Source organism: Pseudarthrobacter sp. ATCC 49987, assembly GCF_009928425.1.
Taxonomy (GTDB): Bacteria; Actinomycetota; Actinomycetes; order Actinomycetales; family Micrococcaceae; genus Arthrobacter.
In genome coordinates, this window is the sequence record NZ_JAABNS010000001.1 from 375923 (window position 1) to 400702 (window position 24780).

Below are 24780 nucleotides of genomic sequence, written 5' to 3' on the forward strand. Positions count from 1 at the left end.
AGCGCCCCGGTCCGCCGGGGCGCTGTTCCTTGTCTTCGGGGCGGACGCGGCCCTCAAAGTGCCCCCGGACCGCTGGGGCGGGACCACGGAGTCACAGGCCGGGGCTGCACCACGCCCCCCACGCTCAGATCGACGCGCTCATTGAAGAAGCTGACGAGGCCGTGGATCTGCGCGGCGTCGCGGAACCGCCGGTCATAGCTCCACGCAATGTTCCGCCCGTGCTCCGAGCCCGGGACGCTCCAGTAGGTGGCCTGGCCCTTGTACGGGCAGACCGTCCGCTTGGGGCTCTCCTGCAGCAGGTCCAGCCGCACGTCCGCCTGCGGGATGTAGTACCGCACCGGGAGCAGCGTCTCGTAAAGCAGCTGCGCGCCGTGCGTGCTGGCCAGCGTCACGCCGTCGAGCGCCACCTGCACGTCCACGAACGATGCGCGGATATCAACGCGGTGGAACGGATCCCGCGGGTGGCCGATGATTTCCTCATCGTCCTCGAGCCAGTCGAAGGCCCCGAAATCCAGCGCCACATAGCCGGCCAGGTCGGGGTCCTCGGGCCGGAACGCGCCGCGGGGAACGGTCGCCGCAGCCGTCACGACGTCGAGTTCCTCACCGGCGCAGGTGTGGTTGCCAAACCCCGTTGTGGGGTCGAGGGACGTTGCAGCCGCGCCCTGCCGAAGCGCGAAAGGGTGCTCGTCGACAGAGGCCGCCGGCAGCGACGGTGTGGCGAGCCCGGCCAGCAGGTCCTGCTCCGGCACGGCGAAGATGGGCGTGATCCGCCGCGGTTCCCAGATCAGGCAGGCCTGCAGGGTATCGACGACGGTTGTCCGGCCGAGGCTCGCGCGGATCCTTTTGGCAGTGGGTTCGTAGCGCAGCCGGGGGAGAGCGCCCATGAGCACCTGGGAGAGTTTGGTGGCCATCCTCCCAGCGTGGCCCGGGTGCCGGGCGCGGTCAATGGGATTCTGGTGGAGTCCCGAACCCCACGCCTAGCGGGCGACGTGGAGGCCGTGGAAGGCCATGGTGATGACGTCGTCGGCCAGTTTCTCGGGGGAGAGGGAGCCGCCGGGTTTGTACCACTCGACGATCGAGTTGATCGTGCCGAAGAGCAGCCGGGTCACGGTGCGGGGATCGATGTCCTGGCGGAGCGACCCCTCGTCGCGGGCCGCGGAAATCAGCGCCGCCACCTTGTGGTCGAACGTGCGCCGCCGTTCCATGGCGTCGCGTTCGATCTCGGTGTTGCCACGCAGGCGCAGCAGCAGGGTGACGAACGGAAGCCGTTCAACAAGCACCGAAATGGTCTCGCGGAGGACGAACTCCAGCCGGGCTTCGGCGGTGCCGGTGTTGGCCTGCGGCTGGTCCAGGATGGCTTCGAGGCCGCCCAGGGCGTGGTCCAGCGCGAGCTTCAGCAGGTCGCCCTTGGACGGCACGTGATGGTAAATGGCTGACTTTGAAATGCCCAGGTTTTCAGCGAGGATGCCCATGGACGTGGCGTCGTAGCCGTGGCGGTTGAAGACGTCGACGGCGATCACCAGCACCGACTGCTGGTCATAGCCGGGACGGCCGCGTTTGGTGCTGCTTGCTGTTGTGGGCATAGTCGCTAGTTTCTCACGATCAGGAGAAGAGCCAGCCCGCCGGGCGGCCCGGGCGGGCCGGCCGGCGGGCTGGACATGATGTGGTCAGGCCTTGGGGCGCATGTCGTAGATCCGGCGGAGCTTGCCGTTGGACCGCTCCAGGGAGCCGGGTTCGACGACGTCGACGGCGCAGGAGGACCCGACGTGGATCTTGATCTGCTGCTGCAGGACCTTGGCGGCCGAGGCGACACCCTCGACCGTGACGGACTCGCGGCGTTCGATCTTGACGGTCAGCTGGTCCATCCGCTGGCCCTCGGGACGGGTGAGCTCGAGCTGGAAGTGCGGGCTCAGCTCGGGGATGCGCAGCGCGATCTCCTCGATCTGCGAGGGGAACAGGTTCACGCCGCGCAGGATGATCATGTCGTCGCTGCGGCCGGTGATGCGGCCCATGCGGCGGTGCGCGGGGCGCGCGGTGCCCGGCAGCAGGCGGGTGAGGTCCTTGGTGCGGTACCGGATGATCGGCAGCGCTTCCTTGGTGAGCGAGGTGAAGACCAGCTCGCCGGGTTCGCCGTCGCCCAGGACCACGGAGGGGTCGAAGGCGTCGATGATCTCGGGGCGGAAGTGGTCCTCCCAGATGTGGCTGCCGTCCTGGGTTTCCACGGCCTCGCCGGCGACGCCGGGCCCCATGACCTCGGAGAGCCCGTAAATGTCGCAGGCCTTGATGTTCATCATCTCTTCGAGCTCGTGGCGCATTTCCTCGGTCCACGGCTCGGCACCCAGCACGGCGAACTTGAGCGAGGTGGAAGCCGGGTCGATGCCCTGCTTCATCATCGCGTCGGCAATGGTCAGCAGGTAGGTCGGGGTGGCCAGGATCGCGTCCGGCTTGAAGTCCTGGATCAGGGTGATCTGGCGTTCGGTCTGGCCGCCGGAGATCGGGATGACGGTGCAGCCGAGGGCCTCGGCGCCGGCGTGGGCGCCCATGCCGCCGGTGAACAGGCCGTAGCCGTAGGCGTTGTGGACCTTCATGCCGGGACGGACGCCGGAGGCACGCAGCGAGCGGGCGACGAGCTTGGCCCAGTCGGCGAGGTCCTTCTTGGTGTAGCCAACGACGGTGGCGCGGCCCGTGGTGCCGGAGCTGGCGTGAATGCGGGCCACCTCGTGCTGCGGCACGGCGAACATGCCGAAGGGGTACTCCAGGCGGAGGTCCTCCTTGGTGGTGAAGGGAAACTTGCCCAGGTCGGAGAGCTCGCGGAGATCCCCGGGGCGGACGCCGGCCTCGTCGAACTTGCGCTTGTACAGCGGGACGCGGTCGTAGGCGTAGGCCACGGTGTGCTGCAGGCGGCTGAGCTGCAACGCCTCGAGCTCGTCGCGGGAGATGGTTTCTTCGCGGTCCAGGACAGCATCACTGGTGGGTGCGACGGTTTCTTGGGTCATCTGGGGTTCCCTGTTTCTATTTCTTGGAGATGGTGCGGCTGCGGCCGCGGAACTCGGCGACGAGTTCGCCCGGGGCGATGTCGGTGGGGAGTTCGCCCGGGACCGTGGCAGCCGTGGCAGCCTGTGGCGTGCCGGCGGGTGCCGTGCCCGCAGGTGCAGTAGGCGCGCCCGTATTGGGATCGGCGGCGTAAATCTGGATGTCGTAGAGGCCGCTGCGTCCGGTGCTGGCGCGGCGGTTGGCGACGGCGGTCAGGATCTGGCCGCGGAAGGCCGGCTTGAGGAAGTTGATGTCGACGCCGGAGGCCACGGTGATGCTTCCCTCGTCAGCAGGTTTCGGGTTGGCGGGGTTGCAGGCCAGAGCGAACGCAGTGTCGCCGAAGGCGAAGATCATCCCGCCGTGGGCCATGCCGAATCCGTTCAGCATTTCCTGCCGGAGCGGCATGCGGATCGTGGCATGTCCGTCGTCCAGCGCCACAACTTCGATGCCCATCCATTCCGAGGCATAGTCGTCTTTAAGGATGGGGTGGGTGTCACCGGAAATCGTCAGTTCAGCCATGCGTCATTGCCTCCAGCTTTATTTACCGAATGTTCATTAGGTAATCCCATTTGGGTGCCTTCTGTTAAGAGCCAGCGGGCGTATGAAGCTCCCGGCGAACACAGCCGGACAGTCAAAAAGCACCCCAAAACCCCGCAGAGAGCGGCCAGGAAGCCAGCTGCCCGGCAGGAGAAAGTAGGCTGGGAGGACCGAGCACCACCACGGCACAACCTAAGGGCAAACCATGGCCAAAGGAATCTACGTCAGCGCGACCACCCCGGGCTCCGGGAAGTCCCTTATTGCCCTGGGCCTGGCGGACACGCTGCACCGGCATGCGGACCGGATCGGGTTCTTCAAGCCCGTCGTCAACGGCCACGACGCCGCCTCGGACCCCATGGTGGCCCTCATGAAGGCCCGGTTCGACCTTGACGACCAGCGCTGCCGCGGCGGCCTGACGTTTGTTGAGGTCCGCGGGCTGCTGGCCGAGGGGAAGCGGGCCGAGATCGACGCCCGCTGCGTGGAGATCTTCGCCGAGATGTCACGCCACTGCGATGTGGTGATCGTGGAGGGAACGGACCTCACGGGCCAGGACGCCGCCGTCGAATTCGACCTCAATGCACGACTCGCGAACAACCTGGCCGCCTCCATCGTGGCCGTGGTGGGCGCGAAGGGGCGGACGGTCGCGGAGACGACCGACGCCGTCGAGGTTGCCCGGAAGGAGCTCCTCGCCGAACGCTGCTCGCTCCTGGCGATCATGGTGAACCGGGCTGACCCGGAGGACCTGGAAGCCATTGCCGCGGCCGTCCGCCCGGGCGCCTCAGGCCGGCCCGTCTACGTCCTGCCGGAGCTGGAGTCGATCGCCAGGCCGACCACCGGCGAGGTCGCCTCCGCCCTCGGCTTGGGCCAGGTGGCCGGGCTGCCGGACCTGGAACGGGACGTGCATTCGGTCAAGGTGGCGGCGATGAGCGTCGCCAATTTCCTGCATGTGCTCGACGACGGCGCCCTGGTGATCGTCCCCGGTGACCGCGCCGACGTGCTGGTCGCGTGCCTGGCGTCGTCGTTCTCGCCCGAGTTCCCGGTCCCGTCCGCGCTGATCCTGACCGGCGGCCTGGCCCCCGATCCCACCATCTACTCGCTGCTGGCGCAGGCCCCGTTCCCGATCTTCGCCGCCCCGGACGACACCTACGTGACGGCCAAACGCGTCTCCGAGGTGCGCAGCGAGATCTGGTCCGGGCACCGCCGCAAGGTGGCCTCCGCCCTGGGCCTGTGGGCCAAGCGGGTGGACGAGGCCGAGCTGCTGGAACGGCTGCACCTGCCGCGGCCGGAACGGATGACGCCGCTGCGGTTCCTGCACGACCTCATCGAACGGGCCCGGCTGCAGCGCCGGCACATCGTCCTGCCCGAGGGGACCGACGTGCGGATCCTGCGTGCCGCTGAAATTCTGCACCGGCGGGACGTCTGCGACCTCACGATCCTGGGCAACGAGTCCGAGGTCCGGGAACTGGCGTCCACGCAGGGCATCGACCTCTCGGGCATGAGCATCGTGGACCCCGCGACATCGGAGCTGCGTCAGCAGTTTGCGGAGAAATACGCGCAGCTGCGGGCGCACAAGGGTGTGGACCTCGCCCGGGCGCTGGAACTCATGCTGGACGGCAGCTACTTCGGCACCATGATGGTGCAGCTGGGCGTGGTGGATGGCATGGTGTCCGGCGCCGCGCACACCACCGCCCACACCATCCGCCCCGCGCTGGAGTTCGTGAAGACCCGCGACGGCGTGAAGATCGTCTCCTCCGTGTTCCTGATGCTGATGCCGGACCGGGTGCTGGTCTACGGCGACTGCGCGGTCAATCCGGACCCGAATGCGGAGCAGCTGGCGGACATCGCGCTGGCCTCGGCCGAGACCGCCGTCCAGTTCGGCGTGGAGCCGCGCGTGGCCATGCTGTCCTATTCCACCGGCGGGTCCGGGACCGGCGAGGCCGTGGACAAAGTCCGGCAGGCCACCGAGATGGTGAAGGCGCGCCGCCCGGATCTCGCCGTCGAGGGCCCCATCCAGTACGACGCCGCCGTGGACGCCGCGATCGCGCAGTCCAAGATGCCCGGTTCGTCCGTCGCCGGGCAGGCCACTGTGTTCATCTTCCCGGACCTCAACACCGGCAACAACACCTACAAGGCGGTGCAGCAGTCCTCGGGGGCCGTCGCCGTCGGGCCCGTCCTGCAGGGACTCCGCAAGCCGGTGAATGACCTCTCCCGCGGCTGCACCGTGGAGGACATCGTGAACACGGTGGCCATCACCGCCGTCCAGGCGCAGTCCGCGGAGGCCGCCGCCGCGCCGGCCCCTGCGGCTGCCCGGGCCTAGTCAGCTGTTTTCCGGCTCCGCCAGGCTGTAGGGATCTTCCTGCTGGGCGGGCTCATCTGACAGGCCGGCCGGCGTGAGGTCCAGGTCCTCCAGGTTCTCGGGAGCCTCGGGGGCTTCCCCGGTCTCGGCGGCCTTGAGCTTCCCCGTGTCGTCCAAGGCCGGGTTGGCGCCTTCGACGCCGGTGGGATCCGGTTTGCCGGACCCGCTGGCCGGCTCGGTGCTCTCAGGCTGGGTGGTGTCGTCAGTCATGGAATTCCCTTCGTGATTTGTCCAGTTGGTCCGCCGACTCTAGGCGCCCGCCGCGGCTTGCGCAACGGAGTGGCGGCTTCGCCAGCCCGGCAATTTATAGTGGAACCCAGGGAGCGCTCCGCCAGGCTCCGGCGTGATGCCAGTCCCGACGCGCCCTCCGGGGTCAGCGCAGCAGCCAAGGCATAGGAGGCCCCATGCTCGTCCTCGTCATCAACTCAGGCTCGTCCTCGCTCAAGTTCCAGGTCCGCGACGTCGAGGCCGGCAGCGTGCTCGCCGAGGGGCTGGTCGAGAAGATCGGGATGGGCAACGGCGGCGAGGGCGACGGCCAGATCGAGGGCCCCCGCGACCACGCCGAGGCACTGGAACAGGTAGATGCTGAGATCCACGCCGCGCTGGGGAGCCGGACGCTCGACGCCGTCGGGCACCGGGTCGTGCACGGCGGGGAGCGCTTCTCCGCGCCGGTGCTGATCAACAACGAGATCACCCGGGCCATCGAGAGGCTCAACCCGCTGGCGCCCCTGCACAACCCGGCGAACGTGCTGGGCATCCGCGCGATCTCGAAGAAGTGGCCGGACATGCCGCAGGTCGCCGTGTTTGACACCGCCTTCCACCGCACCCTGCCGGAGCACGCCTGGCGCTACGCGGTGCCGGAGGAGCTCTACACCAACCACGGGATCCGCCGCTACGGCTTCCACGGCACCTCGCACGAATACGTCGCGCACCGGGCGGCGGCCCTGCTGGATGTCCCGCTGGACGAGTTCGACGCCGTCATCGCGCACCTGGGCAACGGGGCCTCCGTCACGGCGATCCGCGGCGGCCAGTCCGTGGACACGTCCATGGGCTTCACCCCGCTGGAGGGCCTCGTGATGGGCACCCGCTCCGGTGACCTGGATCCGTCCATCCTGGTGTTCCTTGGCCGGGCCGGCTGGTCCCCGGAGGACCTCGATGCCATGCTCAACCGCCAGTCCGGGCTCAAGGGCCTGGCCGGCAACAACGACATGCGCTCCGTCGTGGAGGCCGCCGAAGCCGGCGACGCCAAATCGTCCATGGCGCTCGCCGTCGCGTCCTACCGGCTCGCGAAGTACATCGGCGGGTACCACGTGGCCGTCGGCGGGGCGAAGGCGCTCGTGTTTACGGCCGGGATCGGGGAGAACTCGCACCAGTTCCGCGCCCTTGTAGCGGAGCGGCTGGGTGCCCTGGGCGTGCAGCTCGACGCCGGCCTCAACCGCGAACGCTCGAAGGAACCCCGGGTGATCTCCTCGGCGACCTCGGCCATCCCCGTGCTCGTGGTGCCCACCGACGAGGAGCGCGCCATTGCCGAGGCCACGGCTGCCGTCGTCACCCCCTCATCGACTGCTCCGTAGCGGCCCTTTTGGCGGCCCAAAACGGCACTTACGGAGCAACCGATGGGTAGCCTTGGGCCATGACGGAACTGAACTTGCCCCTCCGCACCGAACGGCTGGTGCTGCGCCGCTTCGAGGCCGGGGACCTGGACGCGTACCACGCCTATCATTCGCTGCCCGAGACCGCCCGGTTCCTGCCCGGGGAGGCGAAGAGCTACACCAAGTCCATGGAGTCCGTGGGCAAGTACGCCAACTTCGTCTTCGAGAAGGAGGGCGACTGGATCTGCCTGGCCATCGAGGCCGCGGACTCGCCGGGGCTGCTCGGCGAGGTTGTGCTGAAGTGGCTGCCGGGTTGCGGGCAGGCCGAGATCGGCTGGAGCCTCGCCCCGGCGGCGCGCGGCAAGGGCATCGCGTCCGAGGCCGCCGGTGCGCTGCTGAAGCTGGGCTTCGAGGAGCTCGGCTTCCATCGGATCGACGCCAAGCTGGATGCGCTCAACACGGCCTCCGCGGCGCTGTGCGAACGCCTCGGCATGCGGCTGGAATCCACCCAGGTGGACAAGTGGCACTACAAGGGTCAGTGGGCCACGGAAGTCGTCTACGCCATCCTCGCGGACGAGTGGAAGTCCCGGCAGCAGGCGAAGGACTCAACGGACTGACGAAGATGGCCGGAACGGGTGGTCCCATTCCGTCCATCTTTGGCAAAGGGCGTGCTCAGCCAGCGCCAGGTCGCGCGGCCGGGAACGCCCTCGCCGCCCGTCCCATCGATTGCTCCGTAACCGCCCTTATGAGGGCTCAAAAGGGCGGTTACGGAGCAATCGATGGGGAGTTTACTTAACCCCGGCCCCCGGCAAGAGTTCCTTGGCGCCCAGGGAGTCGGCGACGAAGGCGTAGTCCCACGCGCGTTCCTTCCACTGCACGTAGCGGCCCGAGGCGCCGCCGTGGCCGCCCTCCATCTCGATCTTCATCACGATCGTCTCGCTGCCGGTGTTGAGTTCGCGCAGCCGCTGCACCCACTTGGCGGGCTCCACGTAGAGCACCCGGGTGTCATTAAACGAGGTGACCGCCGCGATCTTGGGGTAGGCCACCGCGCGGACGTTTTCGTACGGGGTGTAGGACTTCATGTACTCGTACACGGCGCGGTCGGTGATTGGGTTGCCCCATTCCTCCCACTCCAGCGCCGAGAGCGGCAGTTCGGGATCCAGGATGGTGGTCAGGGCGTCCACGAACGGGACGGCCGCCACGATCGCCGCGTACTTCTCCGGTGCCAGGTTGGCCACGGCGCCCATCAGCAGGCCGCCGGCCGAGCCGCCCATGGCCGCGATCCGTGCCGGGTCCACCCAGCCGGACTGCGCCAGCCAGTCCGTGGCCGCGATGAAGTCCGTGAAGGTGTTCTTCTTCTGCAGCTTCTTGCCGGTGTCGTACCAGTGCCGGCCCAGCTCCCCGCCGCCGCGGATGTGGGCGATCACGAACACGATGCCACGGTCCAGCAGGGAGAGCCGGGGGATCCCGAAGCTGGGATCCATGCTCATCTCGTAGGAGCCGTAGCCATACACCAGCCCGGCCGCCGTGGAATCGCGGGCCACCGAGGCGTGCCGCAGCACCGAAAGCGGGATCCGGGTCCCGTCGGACGCCACCGCCCACTCGCGGGTGGCGACGTAGTCGGCGGCCGAGTAGCCGCCCAGGACGGGGCTTTCCTTGCGCAGCAGCAGTTCGCCGGCGGGCAGCTCCGCGGTGGGCAGCACAAAGTCGTAGACCCGGGACGGCGTGAAGTAGGAGGTGTAGCCCATCCGGATTACCGGGGCCTCGTAGTCGGAGCCGGCGACGCCCGCGGTGTAGAGCTCCTCCTCGAAGGCCGGCTCCACCGGCGCGCCCTGCTCCGGCGTGCCCAGGCCGGCCAGCGGCAGGACCTGCACGCGCTCGATAGTGTCCTTGCGGATGGAGACCACCAGATGCGTCGAGGTGACCCCGGCGCCGTTGACGCGCACCTGGTCGGAGTGTTCGACGACGGTGGTCCAGTGCTGCTCGGCGAGCGGTTTGGCGAGCTCGGCCGGGTCCACGAGGGAGACCATGGAGTTGATGGCGTCCCTGTTGTGGGTCAGGACGATGGCCTCGGCCTGCTTCCCTGCGGCGTCGGCCAGCAGGAACGGCTCGGCCTCGTAGAGGATGCGCTCGTCCCGGGAGATCACGGTGCTGAGTCCGGCGTCGAGCGCGTCGAAGCGCAGCAGGCGGGTCTCGCTGAATTCCGAGCAGCCGATGCCCAGCACCAGGTGGCGCCGGTCGGCGGAGAGCTCGAAGCCCAGCCACATGGCGACGTCGTCCTCCTGGTAGATGACCACGTCCCCCTCGACGGGCGTGCCGAGGACGTGGGCCTTGACCTGGTAGGGCCGCCAGGCGTCATCCACCACGGTGTAGAAGATCCGGGTGCCGTCGGGGGAGAAGGAGATGCCGTAGAAGACGTTCTCGATCACATCGGGAAGGAGCTCCCCGGTCCGCAGGTCCTTGATGCGCAGCGTGAACCGCTCGTCGCCGGCGTTGTCCACGGCGTAGGCGTAGAGGTTCCCGTCGATGGTCACGGCGGCGCCGCCGACGGCGAAGAAAGGCTTGCCCTCTGCCTCGACGTTGCAGTCCAGCAGGATCTCCTCGCCGGGGATGTCGACGCCGACCTCGACGGCGGGGGGAGTCCAGTCGGCGATGCGGTCACCGGTGTCCTGGGCCCGGACGCGGCACTGGATGCCGTACTCCTTCCCTTCCACGGAGCGGGTGTAATACCACCAGCCGTCCTTGCGGTTGGGAACGGAGAGGTCCGTCTCCTGGGTGCGGCCCTTGATCTCCTGGAAGATGGCCTCGCGCAGCGGTTCCTGGTGGGCCGTCACGGCCTCCTGGTAGGCGTTCTCGGCCTTGAGCAGCTCCACGACCTCCGGGGATTCCTTGTTCCGCAGCCATTCGTAGTTGTCCTCGAAGGCGTCACCGTGGTGCGTGCGGACGGCAGGGATTTTCTTGGCCACGGGGGGCTGCGGGGACGGCTGCACGGGAGTCTGGGTCATGGCTCCAATCTACCGCCCCGCGGGGGCCAAGAACCGATGCCCAGGGTTCGCCCCGGCAGCGAGCAGCCGAAGATTTTGGGGCGTGTCGCGGAAGCTATGTTGCCCATTAGTCCAAATGCGTGATAATGAGCTACCGCCTGGGGGAGGTTACGAACAAGTAACGAGGAGGTAATCATGGAGCCACACATGAACGGCCGGTCGTTTCGCAAGATCTCAGTTGCGTTAGCGGCCACAGCAGTACTCGTCACAGGGTGCCAATCGGGGAACGCCAGCAACCCGACACTCTCACCCACCGCTTCCGGCACGGCACCAGCATCGGGTGCAGCCGCAGCACCGGCAACGGACATCCCCCACCACAAGGACGGCGGCCTCATCATGGCCGATTCCCTGCCCCACGGGAGCGATCATCCGGTGGACATGTCCCCGCAGCAGATCTATGGGGTCGGCGAACAGGCGGTCTTCGCCATCGAGGGGCGCCGCCCGGACGACTTCCTGGGGTTCGGCACGGGGTTCCTCGTCGACAAGGAGGGAGGCATGGGTGTCACCAACGCGCACGTCGTGGAGGGCCTGGCCGCGATTTCCGGTCGCTTCAACAGCGGCGAGAAAGCTGCGCTCCACGTCATCGGGTCGGACCCGTGCTCTGACATTGCCGTGGTCCACTTCTCCTCCCCGCTGCCGGAAAAGTCCGATGCTGTCATTTTCGGCAACTCCGCTGACGTCAAACCCGGGGACACCGTCACTGTTCTTGGCTATCCGGATACCCTGACCCAGAGCCCCTCGGAACAGAAACTGCTCATTTCCTCGGGCCTCGTCAACGCGACCAACGTGGCGGCCCGCCCCCCGGGATTGCCCGAATACAAGGACACCATCCAGCACGGGGCGACCATCAACTACGGCAATTCGGGCGGCCCCTTGCTCGATCACCACGGCAGGCTGGTGGGGATCAACACACTGACTAATCCAGGCACGCCGGGCGCGCCCGTGCAGGGCCAGTTCTATTCGATCGCCATTGACTCGGCCAAACGGGAGATCGTGGACAAGCTGCTCAAGGGCGAGTCTCCCAACAACATGGGATGGGCGGTCGAGGAGTACTACCCCGGCTACTTCAAGTCCCTGGACCGCGTCAAGGGCCCTGCTCTTGACGCGCAGCTGGCCAAGGCGGGCGTGCAGGGCGGCCTGTACGTCAAGGCGGTCACCCCGGGCTCGGGAGCCAGCAAGGCCGGGATCCAGTCCGGCATGCTGGTGACGAAGTTCCAGAACACGTCCACCTACACCATCGCCGAGATGTGCGCTATTTCCGAGTCCATTCTTCCCGGCTCGGCAGCCGAGGTCGAAGGGTTGTATCTCCTCTCGGAACCCTCAAAATTCAGCACTCCGTTCAAGGCTGAATTCGTTGTCCCGGGCAAGCACTGAAAGGCATCGCACCGATTGACACCCGGCCGGGCACCCGGCCGGGCGTTACCACTTCGTCGTCCACCACTCGTGCAGCCTCGGCACATCCGCGCCGGCGGACACCGCCCGGTACTCCACGAGCGAGTCCTGGTCATTCCACACCAGGTAGTTCTCCCCGTCCTTCGAGGCACCCAGGATCCGGCCCTTGACCGCCGAGTCCCCCCGTGACCAGTCCTGCCAGCCCGGTGGGTTCTCCGGCGCCCGTTCGGCTGCCCCGTACTGCTGGACCAGGTCATCAAACGCGGCGTTCATCGCGTCTGCGGTGGCATATCCGTAGACGGAGATCTGCGGTTTCTCCATGGCGTTGAAGCCGCTGTCGGCGGGTGGCTCGCAAACAAGTCCGAAACTCGCTGCCACCAGGTTCTTGTTCGGCGCGCAGCTGTCCGGGGACACTTGGCCGCGGGAGGCTGCCGTGGTGAGCAGGGTGCATTCGCCGTCCGTCAGTCTGGGCCGCACCTCGCCCGCGCACTTCCTGGACGTCGGCGCCTGGGACGTGGCGCTGGACAGGGGATTGGGCGGGAAAGGGAAACCGCCCGCCAGCGCGATCGCGGTCCCGAGCAGCACCACTGCCGCGCTCACGCCGCCTCCGATCAGGATCCGCTTGGTAAGCCGCGACGGCTTCCTGCCGCGTGGAGGGGCGGCTGGAACATCCGCACGCTGATGCCCGACGGCGGCACCCGGCTGGTCCGCACCGTCACCGGCACCCGCGCCGTCGGCCCCGCCAAGAGCAGCGTCCGCGCTTCCTCCAGGGCCCGCAGAGATCCCGCTCGACGCCGGCGCCTCCAGTGCCCCGACGCTGGTGATCTGTTTGGGATCCCCCATCAACCCCAGTTTCATCGGCAGGATTTCCCCGAGCCGGGCCTGAAGCGCCGGGATGTGGCTGGACCCGCCGGTGAGGTAGACCCGGTGGAGTTGCTGGGACGAGGGCAGCGCCTCCTGGATGACCCGCTGGACCAGTTCCACGGCACGGCCGATCTGGCCGTCGATCAGTTGCTCAAACTCGGCGCGGGTCACGGTGCAGACCCATTCGTGCCCGCCAGAGCGGACACCGATGGGAGCCGCCCCGTGGAAGCTCAGGGCATGCTTGGCTTCCCGCACCTGGTCCTTCAGCGCGGCTTTGTCGGCGCTGGAACGCTCTGACGCCAGGCCCTGCAGGAGGTTCGTCTTTCCTTCGGCGGCGAGCTGTGCGTAGACCCAGTTCTCCAGTTGTGCATCGAAGTCATGCCCGCCCAGGGGGTCGATGCCGGCCGAGGCCACAACGCGAAAGGCCCGCCCGTCGGGGGTTTCGGCGAATTCCAGCACTGCGGCGTCGCAGGTGCCGCCCCCGAAATCCAGCACGGCCACGTGCGCGCCCACGCCGACGTCGGAGCTGGCCGCATAGTGCCAGCCGGCCGCGATGGGTTCGGCCATCAGGACGATGCCTTCTTCCGGGATGCCGGCCTTCACCGCGGCGGCGGACAGGCGGCCCTTCAGGTATTCGTCCCAGGACTCCGGGTGGGTCAGGACCACCTCGAACGGGAACCCGCCGCCCACAAAGCGGATGGCCTGTCCGACGACGAACCGCAGTACCGCTGCGACGAGGTCGACCGGATCGAAGACGGCGTCGCCGAGCACCACCGCATCCTCGCCGAGGCGGCGCTTGGGCGTCGGTTCGAACGCCGCGGGGTAGATGCCCGCGATTTGGCGTGCGGCGTCGCCCGTGAGGATCTCACCGTTGTAGGCGGCCACGCAGGAAGGGATGGCGTCCGAGCGCGTGCCCAGCCTGAGAACAAGAGCGCTGCCGGCTGCCGGCGCGACGGCGGCTGCCGTGTTTGAGGTCCCGAAGTCGATGGCCAATCGCCAGGGGATTTCCTCCATGTTGGCTCCTTAAGTCCACGTTCCCCCGCACGTGAGTAGCCGGGGCAGGGCGCCAGGGCGAACCCGGGGCGGGAATCGCCGGTCCCCAACCCATAGTGTGCTCCCGCATCCGTGCATCGCGGTAGTCCCGGGCAGCCTGACCGTGGTGCAGGCCCCTGACCGTGGTGCAGGTCAGAGGTGATGGAGGTGTGCCAGGCTCTCATCGATTTCCGCGACTTGCTTGTCGATCGTGGCGACTTCGCGTTGGAGTTCCTCAATGCGCCGCTGCGACTCCTCGGCAGAGAGCCGTTCCTGGGCCTGGCTCTCCTGGATGAGCTGCTGAAGTCCGCCCAAAGATGCCTGCAGCTGGGTGCGGTAAGTGACCACCAGCTCGGGCTTGAGCCTGCGCACCCGGGCGTCCAGATAGTCCGCAATCACCGCGCGTTCCAGCTGGGCGAGTCGAGGGACTTCCGCCTGCAGCCGGGTTCGCTCCAAGACGTTCTGGCGGTAGTACCGGTTGAACGCAAACCAGCCGCCGGCTCCAGCGACTGCCAGCGGAACGGCGGCGCCCGACACGGCGACACCGAGCAGGCCGGCGATGGAGGTTCCGATGCTGGATCCCATCACCACCGACATCACCACGGTGGGATCGAAGCCGGCCCCGCGCCGCTCGCTGCCAAGGTGCGGCTGGTCGGCGGGGGCACCGGCGGCACTGAGTAGCTCGTTGAGCACCGCCGGCAGCGGAACCTCGCGGAAGAATCCGTGGGTGAGAATGGCCAGCCGCTCCTCGGCTTCCGCGATGAGGTCGGCGCGCAGTGCCAGGAGTTCAGCGATCATGTCGCTGCTCAGTTGACGCATCTTTTTCTGGTCCCGGAGTCCCCGGGCCGCCTGGATCCGGTTCCGCCACAGGGAGATCCAGTCGTCAAACGCCGCGGCGGCGCTGCGCAGGACACCCGCGCGGAGTTCCCCGAGGTCCCTTTCCAGGTCCAGGGCCCAGCGCTGCTGCTCCTCCTTCAGCTCCGAGAACCGCTGCCGCTCGGCCAGCATTCCCGCCCGGGTTTCTGCCGGCGCACCGGCCACAGCCAGTTGGGTGAGCCGGGCCCGGCGGTAGCCGTCCAGCGCTGTCCGCGCCAAGCGGAGCGCGTTGGCTGTGGGGGCCAGGCCGGCGTGGGCAAGTTCCGTTTTCAAGGCCTCCACGAAGCGGGAAAGTCCGGAGGCGGCCAGGAGTTGGTCGCGCACGGCCGGATCCGTGGCCGTGGCCGCAGCCGCAGCAGTGACGGGCGAAACGCCAAGCACGAACGTGTCCGCGAGCCGGGGAATCCGCGCCCGGAGCAGGGCCGCGTTGCCGGCGGCGACGTTCTGCCAGGAGCCCGGAAAGAGGTCAGTCTTGGTGATGACTATGCCCAGCGATTCCACCTGGGCCGAGCATTGTTCCAGGTAGGCCAGCTCGCCGCTGGACAGCTGGGCGCCGGCGTCAGTGACAAAAACGGCGAGCGATGCCGCTTCCAGGAACTTCAGGTTGAGCTGCGACTGGGGTGCGTCCAGGCCTCCCGGGCTCGGGGCATCGAGCAGGACCGCGTCACCGAGCAGCCCCTTTCCTCCGGCCGTGTCCGGCGTAACCAGGCGGTAGAGGGCCTCTCCTGCTGCGTCGGCATCCCGGCCCGCCAGGTCGGGTGCCAGCAGGTTGACCAGTGAGGTCTTCCCCCGGCCGCTCTCGCCGAGAAAGACGACGACCGGAGCGTGGCCGACGTCCGTGGCCTGCCGGATGGCCCGGTCGGCGGCGTCGGGATATCCGACCGAGCGCAGCAGGCGGGTAGAGGTGCTGAGCACTGCCCGGGCCGAGGCCAGGGCGGCAAGCTGCGGGACCTCAGTATTGGACGTCATCGCCGTCGCCTGGGGCCTCGTCCCCGGAGTTCCAGCCATCGGAGCCGGACTCGTCGCCGTCGAACGGCTGATCCGGCGTGGCCGCGAAGCCGTATCCCGGCCCCCCGTCCCCGCCGGGATCATCGTCGTCGGCGTCTGGATCATCCCCGTCATGGTCGTCGGCGTCGAAGTCGGCGTCTGGATCGATTCCGACGGCGGCTGCGGCGACGGCGGGGGAGGCGCCGTCCGGGCCGTCCTCCTGTCCGGCGGCGAAGGTGGCCTCCAACGCGCGTTCCCAGACGGCGGCCGGCGGCCCTTCGGGAACCAGCAGCATTTCTTTCAGCGAGATTTCAGGGACTTCGTGGCTCATTTTCCTCTTCCTCCTGTGTAAGGGTGGTCGAACATTTTGTGCGGGTCTATAGTGGCCCTAATATCGGCTAGTGCGGGGGGCACGGCGACCTGAACCCGAGTGGGGGACGCATGGACGCGACCGTGGCCCAGAGGCAGCTGTTGGATGCCGCAATCCGGGGCGATGAAAAGGCTTTTGAGGCCCTGGTGACCGAGTCCCGGACCATGATCTGGTCGGTCTGCCTGCGGATCACCGGGAACACCTACGACGCCGAGGACGCCCTGCAGGACACCCTGCTGGCTGCGTGGCGCGGGATGGGGAATTTCCGCCGCGAGTCCGGCTTCGGGACGTGGGTCTACAAGATTGCGGCCAACGCGGCGTTGACCATTGTCCGGGCCAGGAAGAGCACCGAGGTCGAGGTGGACGAGACGTACTCCCCGGAACGCGACTTCGCCGAAAGGCTCGCGGAGGCTGACCTGGTCCAGCAGGCGATGAAGACCATGCCGGCGGATTTCCGTGTGGCCCTGGTGCTGCGGGAGCTGTGTGACTTCACGTATGCGCAGATCGCCGATTACCAGGGCGTGGGGGTGCCCACGGTGAAGACCAGGATCAGCCGCGCACGGCAGGCTTTCGAGGCCGCCGTGACCTCCGGTGTTGCGTAACCTCCCGCCCGTCATGGCCGGCTCCCGGCAGTTCCGGAACGGATCAGCAGGGAACGGGCGATGACCCTGGCAGCCCGGGCCTCTGCGCCCGTTGATGCGGTGGAAACCATCGACTGATAATGGGCGGCCAGCCCCAGGTAGCCGCTGCTTCCGGAAATATCCGGCAGAACTCCGTCCAGTTCCGGATCATCCCGGGTAAGGCCCTGCAGCACCGCCACCATTTCATGCCCGGGGGCGTCCGCTTTCAGCAGGTCCAGCGCGGCTTCCTCGTGCAGGCGGTGAAAGGCCGGGGCATGCCGTGCCGCTTCGATCAGGCGACGCGCGTCAGCGGGCCAGGACCGGGAGCGCGCTGCAGCCAGGAGGCCGGTGAGCATCCCGTCCACGCGGGCACTTTCCGTCGGGCCGATCACCGCCGATTGCAGGGTCCGTTCCAGCGCTGCCAGTCCGGACCGTTCGTGCAGCCACCGGGTGAGCTGCCCGGCAGATCCGCACTGCTCCCTTCCATATCTGATTCCGTACGGTCCGATCAGTCCGGTGAGCCGCAGGAAATCCTCCCCGGACACCTCCGGGGGAGCGCCCAGCTGGTCGGCGAACTGGAGACGCAGATCGTCCGCTCCCTGCAGCAGGCGGAGATTCCGCACGTCCTGTTCGCGCAGCGCCCCGGTCTGCACCGTTTCGGCGAGCAGGGCCGAGACGGGAAGCACGGCGGTGAGCTGCGGCATCCTGCCGGAAAGTTCGGCTGCGGCCGTTTGGGCCTGGTCCACCGGCTCCGCCCCGTGCCACGGGCCGCCGCCGAAGTTATCGGCGTGTGCCACGAGACCAACCACGGTGGATCGCCCCGGTCCGGCGCCGGGGCGGGCCTTGAACCGGGCAATGAATTCCTCATCGTCCGGGCGGAAGGAGTCCCGGACCAGGTAGAGCAGCGCGTCGGGGCTGTCCGGATCTGTGCCCCCCAGCATCCGGGCCTCGGTCCGGCGCGAATTGTCCGTCGCCGCCGAGCCCAGCCCGGGGGTGTCCACGATTGTGGCGGGCCGCAGCACGGCCGCCTGCACGTGGACCTGCAGGTAATCGATGGTCTCGGGGGGGATATCTTCCAGGACCGGCCCGGATCCGGTGAGCGGTACCGGCACCACATTCCCGGTGTCCAGCACGGCTTCGGCGCGGGCCGGCGAACCGTAGACGTAGCGGCACAGCAACGCGGTGGTTTCCTGCGTTGAGGTGGGCGCCAGTTTGGCGCTGATCAGGCTGTTCACCAACGTCGACTTGCCCGTATTCACCCGGCCCGTCACCGCAATGACGGCCGGACGCCGGAGCGCGGTCCGGAAATCGGCAATCACCCGGCCGCCGGACAGCCCCAGCAGCGTATCGACGTCGTCCAGCAACTGCTCCGCGCTGGAGCGAAGGCCCGAATGGCCCTCGGGAGCATTCATGGCCGAACCTCTTTTCGGGTGGACGTCTTTATCCGTTTGATGCCCGCGGCGGCGGAAATGTTCCCGGAAGATCCAATTTTCTTTTTGGGAACTTTTCGGGGGCCCGGGGCCTCTAATCACCATCAGCAAAACAGGGAGCAAGAGCTTCCACTACATAAGGAGATCATCATGTACGTCAACGCAACAGTTCTCGCGGAAGTAGATCGCAGTGGCGACGGCTGGGTCGACTGGATCGCCGGCGACACCAACGGCGACCGGATCGCGGACGTCTTCCTGAAGGACGACAACTTCGACGGGTATTTCGAAACCATCGGCTACGACTTCAACGAAGACGGCTGGCTGGATCAGGAGCAGGTGGATATGAACGGTGACGGCTACATCGACACCGTTCTCTACTACTAGTCGCAGCAGTCATAAACGCATCAGCACATCCCTTCCCATTCTTAAGGAGAGCATCATGTCACTGGAAGCTTTTACATTCATCGATACCAACGGCGACGGCCTCGGAGACTTCGGCGGCGCTGACCTCAACGGCGACGGCATCCTCGATGCCTATGCCCTCGACAGCAACTTCAACGGCGTGGTCGATCAGTACGCCGAAGATGCCAACCAGGACGGCTTCCTGGACAGCGTCTTCATCGACAACAACGAAGATGGAGTCTTCGAGTCCGCCATCTGGGATTCGGACGGCGACGGCGTCATGGACAGTTTCCTTGAGACCGTCAGCCAGGACGGGACCGACCCGGGATCATCGGAGGCCGGGCAGGCCACTGACCCGTCACCGACTCTCTTCCAGGCCGGGTTCAGGGGCCCCTAACCCCAATGGACAACCGAGAGGGTGCGCACCATGTGCGCACCCTCTCGCTGTGCCCGGAGCTTTCCGCCGGAGCAGTGCCGCCGCACGCGTGGACAGTGCAGGCACACTCTTGTCAGTTTGATGCTGCCGAGGGCCGGAAAGTTCCCGGAAAATGACGCTCGTTTGCGGGAACTTTAAGCGGTTCCGCGACCTCTAATAGTCATCAGCAAACAGGCAAAGGAAGCCCCCGCTTCCCCTTCAGAAGGAGAACATCATGTCACTCGACGGATTTATATTCATCGATACCAATGGCGACGGCATGGGCGACCTGGGCGCCGGCGACGCCAACGGCGACGGCATCTTCGATACTTATGCCTTCGATATCAACTTCAACGGCGTGATCGATCACTATGCCTCAGACGCCAATCAAGACGGCTTCCTGGAGCTCGTCATCGGTGACAACAACGAAGACGGAACCTTCGGTGCCAGGTTCTGGGATTCCAATGGCGACGGCGTCATCGACAGTTCGGCTCAGACCGTCGAGGACGGCGGCAAGTACGGAGGGCCAACGGTGGTGGGCCCCGCCACAGACCCGGGACCTGAACTGACTCTGATCTACGCCGGTTACAGGGCCTTCTAAGCCAGGCTTCGGGGGATCAGCTTGAGAGGGTGCGCACCATGTGGGCACCCTCTCCTAGTTGCCGCCGTCCGCCAGCAGCCCGAGCAGGTAGGAGCCATAGCCGCTCTTGGCCAGGGGCTCGGCGCGCTCGCGGAGCTCGTCGTCGCTCAGGAACCCGAGACGCCAGCCGATTTCCTCGGGGCAGCCGATGGAGAGTCCCTGGCGTTTCTGAACCGTGCGCACGAATTCGGAGGCCTCGTTAAGGGAATCGAAGGTTCCCGTGTCCAGCCACGCGGATCCACGCGGAAGAATCTCCACCTGAAGCTTCTCGCGTTCCAGATAAACACGGTTCACGTCTGTAATTTCCAGCTCGCCGCGGGCCGACGGCTTAAGGTTCCGGGCGATCTCCACAACGTCGTTGTCGTAGAAATAGAGGCCGGGCACCGCATAGTGGCTCCGGGGATTTGCAGGCTTTTCTTCCAGCGAGATGGCCTTGCCCGCATCGTCGAATTCCACCACGCCATAGGAAGAGGGGTCCGCGACCCAGTAGCCGAAGACGGCGCCGCCATCGATGTTCGCGAAGCGGCGCAGCTGAGTGCCCATGCCGTGGCCGTAGAAGATGTTGTCGCCCAGCACCAGGGCAACAGGCCCGTCACCAATGTGTTCGGCGCCAAGCACGAAGGCCTGGGCCAGCCCGTCCGGGGAGGGCTGCTGCTTGTAGGTGATGCTGACACCGAACCGGCTGCCGTCACCGAGCAAGCGCTCAAACTGGTCACCGTCGTGGGGAGTGGTGATAATAAGGATGTCCCGAATCCCAGCCAGCATCAGAGTGGACAGCGGATAATAGATCATCGGTTTGTCATATACCGGAACCAGCTGCTTGCTGATGCCCAACGTAATCGGATGAAGTCTTGAACCGGTCCCCCCGGCGAGGATAATTCCGCGCATGACGCCCATCTTCCACTGCGGTTTCTTGTTCAACCAAATCTGACTTGCTGTGGAACGATGGAAAGCATGCAGCGACTTCTCGTGACCGGCGGCGCCGGCTTCATCGGTTCCAACTTTGTCCACTATGTACTTGAGAACACCGACGAGCACGTGACCGTCCTGGACAAGCTCACCTACGCCGGCAACCGGGCGTCGCTGGAAGGTCTTCCGGAGAACCGCTTCGCGTTCGTGCAGGGCGACATCTGCGACGCCGCCCTGGTGGACGGACTCGTGGCGGAAGTCGACGTCGTGGTCCATTACGCCGCGGAGTCGCACAATGACAATTCCCTGCAGGATCCCCGCCCATTCCTGGATACCAACATCATCGGCACGTACACGCTGATCGAGGCGGCCCGGAAGCACGGCAAGCGCTTCCATCACATCTCCACGGACGAGGTCTACGGCGACCTGGAGCTCGATGATCCGGAACGGTTCACCGAGAACACCCCGTACAACCCCTCCAGCCCGTATTCCTCCACCAAGGCGGGCTCGGACCTGCTGGTCCGTGCTTGGGTGCGCTCGTTCGGGCTGCAGGCGACCATCAGCAACTGCTCGAACAACTACGGCCCGTACCAGCATGTGGAGAAGTTCATTCCGCGTCAGATCACCAACGTGATCGACGGGATCCGCCCCAAGCTCTACGGCAAGGGTGAGAACGTCCGGGACTGGATCCACGCCAATGACCACTCCTCCGCGGTCCTGGCGATCATCGCCAAGGGCCGGATCGGGGAGACGTACCTGATCGGCGCCGACGGCGAGCAGAGCAACAAGGACGTCGTCGAACTGATCCTGAAGCACATGGGCCAGGCACCTGACGCCTACGACCACGTCGTGGACCGGCCCGGCCATGACCTGCGCTACGCGATCGACTCCACGAAGCTCCGCACCGAGCTCGGCTGGGAACCGCGCTTCTCCAATTTCGACGCCGGCATCGAGGACACCATCGCCTGGTACCGGGACAACGAGGACTGGTGGCGTCCGCAGAAGGCCGCCACGGAAGCCAAGTACACGGAACAGGGCCAGTAGATTATGCCGATCGAGTTCTCGAAACAGCTCACCGCGCACGACACCCCGATTCCCGGCGTCGTCCTCTACGACCTTCCGGTCCACGGCGACAACCGGGGCTGGTTCAAGGAGAACTGGCAGCGGGACAAGATGGTGGCCCTCGGGCTGCCGGACTTCCGGCCGGTGCAGAACAACATCTCCTTCAACGAAAAGGCCGGCACCACCCGCGGCATCCACGCCGAGCCGTGGGACAAGTTCATTTCCGTCGCCACCGGCCGGATTTTCGGGGCGTGGGTTGACCTGCGCGAAGGCCCCACGTTCGGTGCCGTGTTCACCGCCGAGCTCGACGCCAGCCAGGCCATCTTCATCCCCCGCGGGGTGGGCAACGGCTTCCAGACCCTCGAGGACAGCACCGCCTACACCTACCTGGTCAACGACCACTGGTCCGCCGACGCCCAGGGCCAGTACACCTTCCTGAACCTCGCCGACGAGACCGCCGCGATCGCCTGGCCGGTCCCGCTGGAGGAGGCCGAACTCTCGGACAAGGACAAGAACCACCCCCGGCTCGCGGACGTTACCCCGATGCCGCCGAAGAAGACCCTCGTCGTCGGCGCCGACGGCCAGCTCGGCAAGGCACTGCGGAAACTCTACGACGGCGACCCTTCCGTTGAGTTCGCCGGCCGGGCGGAGTTCGACCTCAGCGACGAGGATGCGTTTACCGCCCGGAACTGGACGAACTACGCCACGATCATCAACGCGGCCGCCTACACCGCCGTTGACGCCGCCGAGACCCGTGAAGGCCGCAGGGCTGCCTGGGCGGTCAACGTCACCGCCGTCGCCCGGCTGGCCCGGGCCGCCGTCGACCACGACCTCACGCTGGTGCACGTCTCGTCGGACTACGTCTTCGACGGCACCCGTGAGGTCCACGCCGAGGATGAACCGTTCTCCCCGCTGGGCGTCTACGGCCAGACGAAAGCGGCGGCTGACGCCGTCGTCAGCGTCGTGCCGCGCCATTACATCGTGCGGACCAGCTGGGTGATCGGCGACGGCAGCAACTTTGTCCGCACCATGGCCTCGCTGGCCGAACGCGGCATCGAACCGTCCGTCGTCAACGACCAGATCGGCCGGCTCAGCTTCACCGAAGACATCGCCGCCGGCATCCGGCACCTGCTCCAAACGGGCGCCGAATACGGCACCTACAACCTCAGCAACGACGGCGAACCACAGACCTGGGCAGACATCGCCGCCGACGTCTACGAACTCTCCGGGAGAACACGCACAGCGGTGACAGGCGTCAGCACCGAGGAGTACTTCCGGGGCAAAACGGCGGCTCCACGGCCCCTCAACAGTGTGCTGCCCCTGGACAGGATCCAGGCAACGGAGTTCCAGCCGAGCCACGCGAAACAGGCCCTCGCGGACTACCTCGCTGAGTAGACCTCCCGGCTGGCCAGCGCTGCACCTGGCGCCGCCGCAGGCGCCCGGACAAACTCAGTTGCCGTTCTGCAGCCCGTTGGCGGCGATGTAGTCGGGCAGGGTCCCGGAGGCCAGCGCGGCGGCAACGGCGGCGGTGGCTGCGGGGTTCTGCACGACGATGGACTGGCCGTCCCTGCTGGTCCCGGTGCCGGCGGTGGGAAGTGTGAAGAACACGCCGTTCCCGGGGGCCGTGCTGCGCAGGCTGAACGCGAGCCGTTCCAGCGTTTCCACCGTCAGCCCCGGGTCCACCGTGACGTGGGGGAGGACGGTCGTCACCAGCTGCTTTACGGTGTTGCGGTCCGACAGCCCGCCTTCAGCCGCCATCTTGGCCATCACGGATTTGAGGAAGGTCTGCTGGTTCCGGACCCGCTGGTAGTCACCGTCCGCGAACGCCTTGCGCTCCCGGACAAAGGACAGCGCCTGCGCACCGGTGAGCCGGTTCACCCCCGCTGGAAAATACACGTAGTCGTCGATGGTGCCCTGGAAGGGCTGCTTGATGTCGACGTCGACGCCGCCGAGGGCATCCGTCATGGCGGCGAAACCCTGGAAATCCAGCATGACGGTGTGGTCGATGTGCTGGCCCAGCAGGGATTCCACCGTCTGCGTCATCAGCGGCACCCCGCCGAGCTCAAGCCCGGCGTTGACCTTGGCTGCCCCGTAGCCGGGGATGTCCACCCAGAGGTCGCGCATGATGGAGATGCCGTAGACACTCTGGCGGTCGGCCGGGAGATGGATGAAGACGAGGGCGTCACCGCGCTGGTCGGAGGTTCCGCCGGAGGCCGCGACGGCCCGTTCGTTCACGCGGCTGTCGCTGCCGATCAGCAGGATGTTCAGTGCGGTGGGCGGCGGATCCGGGGTGGGGGTCGGTGTGGGAGTCGGCGTCGGGGCGGGTGATGTCTCCGGCGCCGGGGCGGACGTTTGCACCGGGGCCGCGGTTTCGGTGCGGGGCCGGTTCAGGAGGAACGCCGCAGTGGCCACCGCGAGGACCACCAGCCCTGTAATGACGGCGATGACAATTGTCCGACGGCGGTGCATTCCGCCCGGTGCCGCGGCTGGGCCTGCGGCTGCTTCTGATGGTTCCGGCGTCGTTCCCATGGCCGGACACTACCACCGCCATCAGCCAATCGGGCGTCCGGCGCGATGGCGAAAAACGGTGGCAAAAAAACAGTGGCGGAAAGCGGTCAGCTGTGCTGGCGGGCGAACCGCAGGATGGCAAGGATGGCCGGGGCCAGCTCGTCCTCCATCTGGTTGTACAGTTCCGGCCCGCGCCGGTAGGGGTCCACGACGTCGTTGTCGGCGGACTCCGGGGCCAGCGCCAGGTGCCGCACGGAGGCCGCACGGGCGGGAAGTTCCCGCCAGAACGCTGGAAGGTCGACGGCGGCGGCCGGCGCGTCGCGCTGTTCCAGGACCTGCAGCATCCGGGCAAATTCACGGATGGTGAAGGTCCGCTTCAGCAAGGAGGCGTCCATCTGCATCACGTCGCCGCGGTGTTTGGCGGTCATCGCCAGCACCAGGTCGGACTCCCTGAGGATTCTTGGCGTCAGTAGGCGGGCCGCAAAGCCGTCCGGGGTCCCGCCGTACGTCCTGATGATCTCGGCGGAGGGCGGCTGGATCGGGTCGCCCACCATGGCCCGGGTTCCGGCGCTGCGCACCACAAAGCCGCCGGGCTGCACCTGGTCCAGTCCCGCCTGCAGCAGCCGCTCGGCGACCGGTGAGCGGCAGATGTTGCCCGTGCAGACGGTCAGGATGCGAACAGGGTGCGGCGATTCCACGTGGAGGCTCTTT

23 protein-coding genes are annotated in these 24780 nt (G+C 67.0%); 10 read left to right on the forward strand and 13 right to left on the reverse strand.

Annotation, left to right across the window (positions count from 1 at the left end; genetic code table 11):
• Positions 1–53: 53 nt before the first annotated feature.
• From GXK59_RS01795 to GXK59_RS01810, 4 genes are all read right to left on the reverse strand, one after another.
• Positions 54–911, reverse strand: coding sequence for a DUF427 domain-containing protein (locus GXK59_RS01795; RefSeq protein ID WP_160663887.1), 858 nt, complete (start codon positions 909–911; stop codon positions 54–56).
• A 66-nt stretch (positions 912–977) separates the two neighbouring features.
• Positions 978–1583: a TetR/AcrR family transcriptional regulator gene (locus GXK59_RS01800; protein ID WP_160663889.1), complete on the reverse strand. Its 606-nt coding sequence runs from the start codon at positions 1581–1583 to the stop codon at positions 978–980.
• An 84-nt stretch (positions 1584–1667) separates the two neighbouring features.
• Complete coding sequence (gene paaK / locus GXK59_RS01805; RefSeq protein WP_160663891.1) at positions 1668–2996, reverse strand: phenylacetate--CoA ligase PaaK; 1329 nt, start codon at positions 2994–2996, stop codon at positions 1668–1670.
• A 16-nt stretch (positions 2997–3012) separates the two neighbouring features.
• On the reverse strand, positions 3013–3552 hold the full coding sequence (locus GXK59_RS01810; protein ID WP_160663893.1) for a hotdog fold thioesterase: 540 nt from the start codon (positions 3550–3552) through the stop codon (positions 3013–3015).
• 223 nt (positions 3553–3775) lie between these two features.
• Between GXK59_RS01810 and pta the strand changes: the two genes are divergently transcribed.
• A complete protein-coding gene (gene pta / locus GXK59_RS01815; RefSeq protein WP_160663895.1) occupies positions 3776–5887 on the forward strand; it encodes a phosphate acetyltransferase in 2112 nt (703 codons plus the stop codon).
• On the opposite strand, the gene GXK59_RS01820 is transcribed toward pta, so the two are convergent.
• Positions 5888–6136 (reverse strand): hypothetical protein, encoded by a 249-nt coding sequence (locus GXK59_RS01820; protein WP_160663897.1) that lies wholly within the window; start codon positions 6134–6136, stop codon positions 5888–5890. It lies immediately after the preceding gene.
• Positions 6137–6330: 194 nt separating this feature from the next.
• On the opposite strand from GXK59_RS01820, the gene GXK59_RS01825 reads away from it, so the two are divergent.
• Together GXK59_RS01825 and GXK59_RS01830 are read left to right on the forward strand one after the other, a co-directional pair.
• Positions 6331–7500 (forward strand): acetate kinase, encoded by a 1170-nt coding sequence (locus GXK59_RS01825; RefSeq protein ID WP_160663899.1) that lies wholly within the window; start codon positions 6331–6333, stop codon positions 7498–7500.
• Positions 7501–7559: 59 nt separating this feature from the next.
• On the forward strand, positions 7560–8135 hold the full coding sequence (locus GXK59_RS01830; RefSeq protein ID WP_160663901.1) for a GNAT family N-acetyltransferase: 576 nt from the start codon (positions 7560–7562) through the stop codon (positions 8133–8135).
• Between the two features lie 171 nt (positions 8136–8306).
• Here the strand turns inward: GXK59_RS01830 and GXK59_RS01835 are convergent, their stop codons facing one another.
• Positions 8307–10523 (reverse strand): S9 family peptidase, encoded by a 2217-nt coding sequence (locus tag GXK59_RS01835; protein WP_160663903.1) that lies wholly within the window; start codon positions 10521–10523, stop codon positions 8307–8309.
• A 375-nt stretch (positions 10524–10898) separates the two neighbouring features.
• On the opposite strand from GXK59_RS01835, the gene GXK59_RS01840 reads away from it, so the two are divergent.
• Positions 10899–11936, forward strand: a complete 1038-nt coding sequence (locus GXK59_RS01840; protein WP_160663905.1) for a S1C family serine protease — start codon at positions 10899–10901, stop codon at positions 11934–11936.
• A 45-nt stretch (positions 11937–11981) separates the two neighbouring features.
• Here the strand turns inward: GXK59_RS01840 and GXK59_RS01845 are convergent, their stop codons facing one another.
• From GXK59_RS01845 to GXK59_RS01855, 3 genes are all read right to left on the reverse strand, one after another.
• Positions 11982–13832: an Hsp70 family protein gene (locus tag GXK59_RS01845; protein ID WP_160663907.1), complete on the reverse strand. Its 1851-nt coding sequence runs from the start codon at positions 13830–13832 to the stop codon at positions 11982–11984.
• A gap of 171 nt (positions 13833–14003) precedes the next feature.
• Entirely contained in the window at positions 14004–15695 is a 1692-nt protein-coding gene (locus GXK59_RS01850) for a hypothetical protein (protein ID WP_160663909.1), read from the reverse strand.
• Positions 15679–16044 (reverse strand): hypothetical protein, encoded by a 366-nt coding sequence (locus GXK59_RS01855; protein WP_160663911.1) that lies wholly within the window; start codon positions 16042–16044, stop codon positions 15679–15681. Before GXK59_RS01855 ends, GXK59_RS01850 begins: the two co-directional genes overlap by 17 nt.
• A 122-nt stretch (positions 16045–16166) precedes the next feature.
• Between GXK59_RS01855 and GXK59_RS01860 the strand changes: the two genes are divergently transcribed.
• Positions 16167–16685: an RNA polymerase sigma factor gene (locus GXK59_RS01860; RefSeq protein ID WP_202129043.1), complete on the forward strand. Its 519-nt coding sequence runs from the start codon at positions 16167–16169 to the stop codon at positions 16683–16685.
• An 11-nt stretch (positions 16686–16696) separates the two neighbouring features.
• Here the strand turns inward: GXK59_RS01860 and GXK59_RS01865 are convergent, their stop codons facing one another.
• A complete protein-coding gene (locus GXK59_RS01865) occupies positions 16697–18115 on the reverse strand; it encodes a GTPase (RefSeq protein ID WP_160663915.1) in 1419 nt (472 codons plus the stop codon).
• Between the two features lie 168 nt (positions 18116–18283).
• On the opposite strand from GXK59_RS01865, the gene GXK59_RS01870 reads away from it, so the two are divergent.
• From GXK59_RS01870 to GXK59_RS01880, 3 genes are all read left to right on the forward strand, one after another.
• Positions 18284–18517, forward strand: a complete 234-nt coding sequence (locus GXK59_RS01870; protein ID WP_160663917.1) for a hypothetical protein — start codon at positions 18284–18286, stop codon at positions 18515–18517.
• A gap of 55 nt (positions 18518–18572) precedes the next feature.
• Positions 18573–18932, forward strand: a complete 360-nt coding sequence (locus GXK59_RS01875) for a hypothetical protein (protein WP_160663919.1) — start codon at positions 18573–18575, stop codon at positions 18930–18932.
• A 253-nt stretch (positions 18933–19185) separates the two neighbouring features.
• The gene (locus GXK59_RS01880) at positions 19186–19551 is read left to right on the forward strand and encodes a hypothetical protein (RefSeq protein ID WP_160663921.1); all 366 of its coding nucleotides are present in this window, start codon (positions 19186–19188) and stop codon (positions 19549–19551) included.
• A gap of 54 nt (positions 19552–19605) precedes the next feature.
• Here GXK59_RS01880 and rfbA read toward each other — a convergent pair whose 3' ends face one another.
• Entirely contained in the window at positions 19606–20478 is an 873-nt protein-coding gene (gene rfbA, locus GXK59_RS01885; RefSeq protein ID WP_160668934.1) for a glucose-1-phosphate thymidylyltransferase RfbA, read from the reverse strand.
• Positions 20479–20544: 66 nt separating this feature from the next.
• Between rfbA and rfbB the strand changes: the two genes are divergently transcribed.
• Positions 20545–21543: a dTDP-glucose 4,6-dehydratase gene (rfbB, locus tag GXK59_RS01890; RefSeq protein ID WP_160663923.1), complete on the forward strand. Its 999-nt coding sequence runs from the start codon at positions 20545–20547 to the stop codon at positions 21541–21543.
• 3 nt (positions 21544–21546) lie between these two features.
• Positions 21547–22956 carry a sugar nucleotide-binding protein gene (locus GXK59_RS01895; protein ID WP_160663925.1) on the forward strand — a complete coding sequence of 470 codons (1410 nt, stop codon included), beginning with the start codon at positions 21547–21549 and terminating at the stop codon, positions 22954–22956.
• A gap of 54 nt (positions 22957–23010) precedes the next feature.
• Here the strand turns inward: GXK59_RS01895 and GXK59_RS01900 are convergent, their stop codons facing one another.
• A complete protein-coding gene (locus GXK59_RS01900; RefSeq protein WP_237393746.1) occupies positions 23011–24090 on the reverse strand; it encodes an LCP family protein in 1080 nt (359 codons plus the stop codon).
• An 86-nt stretch (positions 24091–24176) separates the two neighbouring features.
• On the reverse strand, positions 24177–24767 hold the full coding sequence (locus GXK59_RS01905) for an arsenate reductase/protein-tyrosine-phosphatase family protein (RefSeq protein WP_160663927.1): 591 nt from the start codon (positions 24765–24767) through the stop codon (positions 24177–24179).
• Between the last annotated feature and the right edge of the window lie 13 nt (positions 24768–24780).

What these genes read in the sequence shown, in the direction of transcription:
- paaK (WP_160663891.1), bottom strand. Translation starts at nt 2,996, where the DNA reads ATGACCCAAGAAACCGTCGCACCCACCAGTGATGCTGTCCTGGACCGC.
- pta (WP_160663895.1), top strand. Translation starts at nt 3,776, where the DNA reads ATGGCCAAAGGAATCTACGTCAGCGCGACCACCCCGGGCTCCGGGAAG.
- rfbA (WP_160668934.1), bottom strand. Translation starts at nt 20,478, where the DNA reads ATGCGCGGAATTATCCTCGCCGGGGGGACCGGTTCAAGACTTCATCCG.
- GXK59_RS01865 (WP_160663915.1), bottom strand. Translation starts at nt 18,115, where the DNA reads ATGAATGCTCCCGAGGGCCATTCGGGCCTTCGCTCCAGCGCGGAGCAG.
- GXK59_RS01875 (WP_160663919.1), top strand. Translation starts at nt 18,573, where the DNA reads ATGTCACTGGAAGCTTTTACATTCATCGATACCAACGGCGACGGCCTC.
- GXK59_RS01825 (WP_160663899.1), top strand. Translation starts at nt 6,331, where the DNA reads ATGCTCGTCCTCGTCATCAACTCAGGCTCGTCCTCGCTCAAGTTCCAG.
- GXK59_RS01800 (WP_160663889.1), bottom strand. Translation starts at nt 1,583, where the DNA reads ATGCCCACAACAGCAAGCAGCACCAAACGCGGCCGTCCCGGCTATGAC.
- GXK59_RS01880 (WP_160663921.1), top strand. Translation starts at nt 19,186, where the DNA reads ATGTCACTCGACGGATTTATATTCATCGATACCAATGGCGACGGCATG.
- GXK59_RS01895 (WP_160663925.1), top strand. Translation starts at nt 21,547, where the DNA reads ATGCCGATCGAGTTCTCGAAACAGCTCACCGCGCACGACACCCCGATT.
- GXK59_RS01855 (WP_160663911.1), bottom strand. Translation starts at nt 16,044, where the DNA reads ATGAGCCACGAAGTCCCTGAAATCTCGCTGAAAGAAATGCTGCTGGTT.
- GXK59_RS01830 (WP_160663901.1), top strand. Translation starts at nt 7,560, where the DNA reads ATGACGGAACTGAACTTGCCCCTCCGCACCGAACGGCTGGTGCTGCGC.
- GXK59_RS01870 (WP_160663917.1), top strand. Translation starts at nt 18,284, where the DNA reads ATGTACGTCAACGCAACAGTTCTCGCGGAAGTAGATCGCAGTGGCGAC.
- GXK59_RS01840 (WP_160663905.1), top strand. Translation starts at nt 10,899, where the DNA reads ATGGCCGATTCCCTGCCCCACGGGAGCGATCATCCGGTGGACATGTCC.
- GXK59_RS01900 (WP_237393746.1), bottom strand. Translation starts at nt 24,090, where the DNA reads ATGGGAACGACGCCGGAACCATCAGAAGCAGCCGCAGGCCCAGCCGCG.
- rfbB (WP_160663923.1), top strand. Translation starts at nt 20,545, where the DNA reads ATGCAGCGACTTCTCGTGACCGGCGGCGCCGGCTTCATCGGTTCCAAC.
- GXK59_RS01850 (WP_160663909.1), bottom strand. Translation starts at nt 15,695, where the DNA reads ATGACGTCCAATACTGAGGTCCCGCAGCTTGCCGCCCTGGCCTCGGCC.
- GXK59_RS01795 (WP_160663887.1), bottom strand. Translation starts at nt 911, where the DNA reads ATGGCCACCAAACTCTCCCAGGTGCTCATGGGCGCTCTCCCCCGGCTG.
- GXK59_RS01835 (WP_160663903.1), bottom strand. Translation starts at nt 10,523, where the DNA reads ATGACCCAGACTCCCGTGCAGCCGTCCCCGCAGCCCCCCGTGGCCAAG.
- GXK59_RS01810 (WP_160663893.1), bottom strand. Translation starts at nt 3,552, where the DNA reads ATGGCTGAACTGACGATTTCCGGTGACACCCACCCCATCCTTAAAGAC.
- GXK59_RS01820 (WP_160663897.1), bottom strand. Translation starts at nt 6,136, where the DNA reads ATGACTGACGACACCACCCAGCCTGAGAGCACCGAGCCGGCCAGCGGG.
- GXK59_RS01845 (WP_160663907.1), bottom strand. Translation starts at nt 13,832, where the DNA reads ATGGAGGAAATCCCCTGGCGATTGGCCATCGACTTCGGGACCTCAAAC.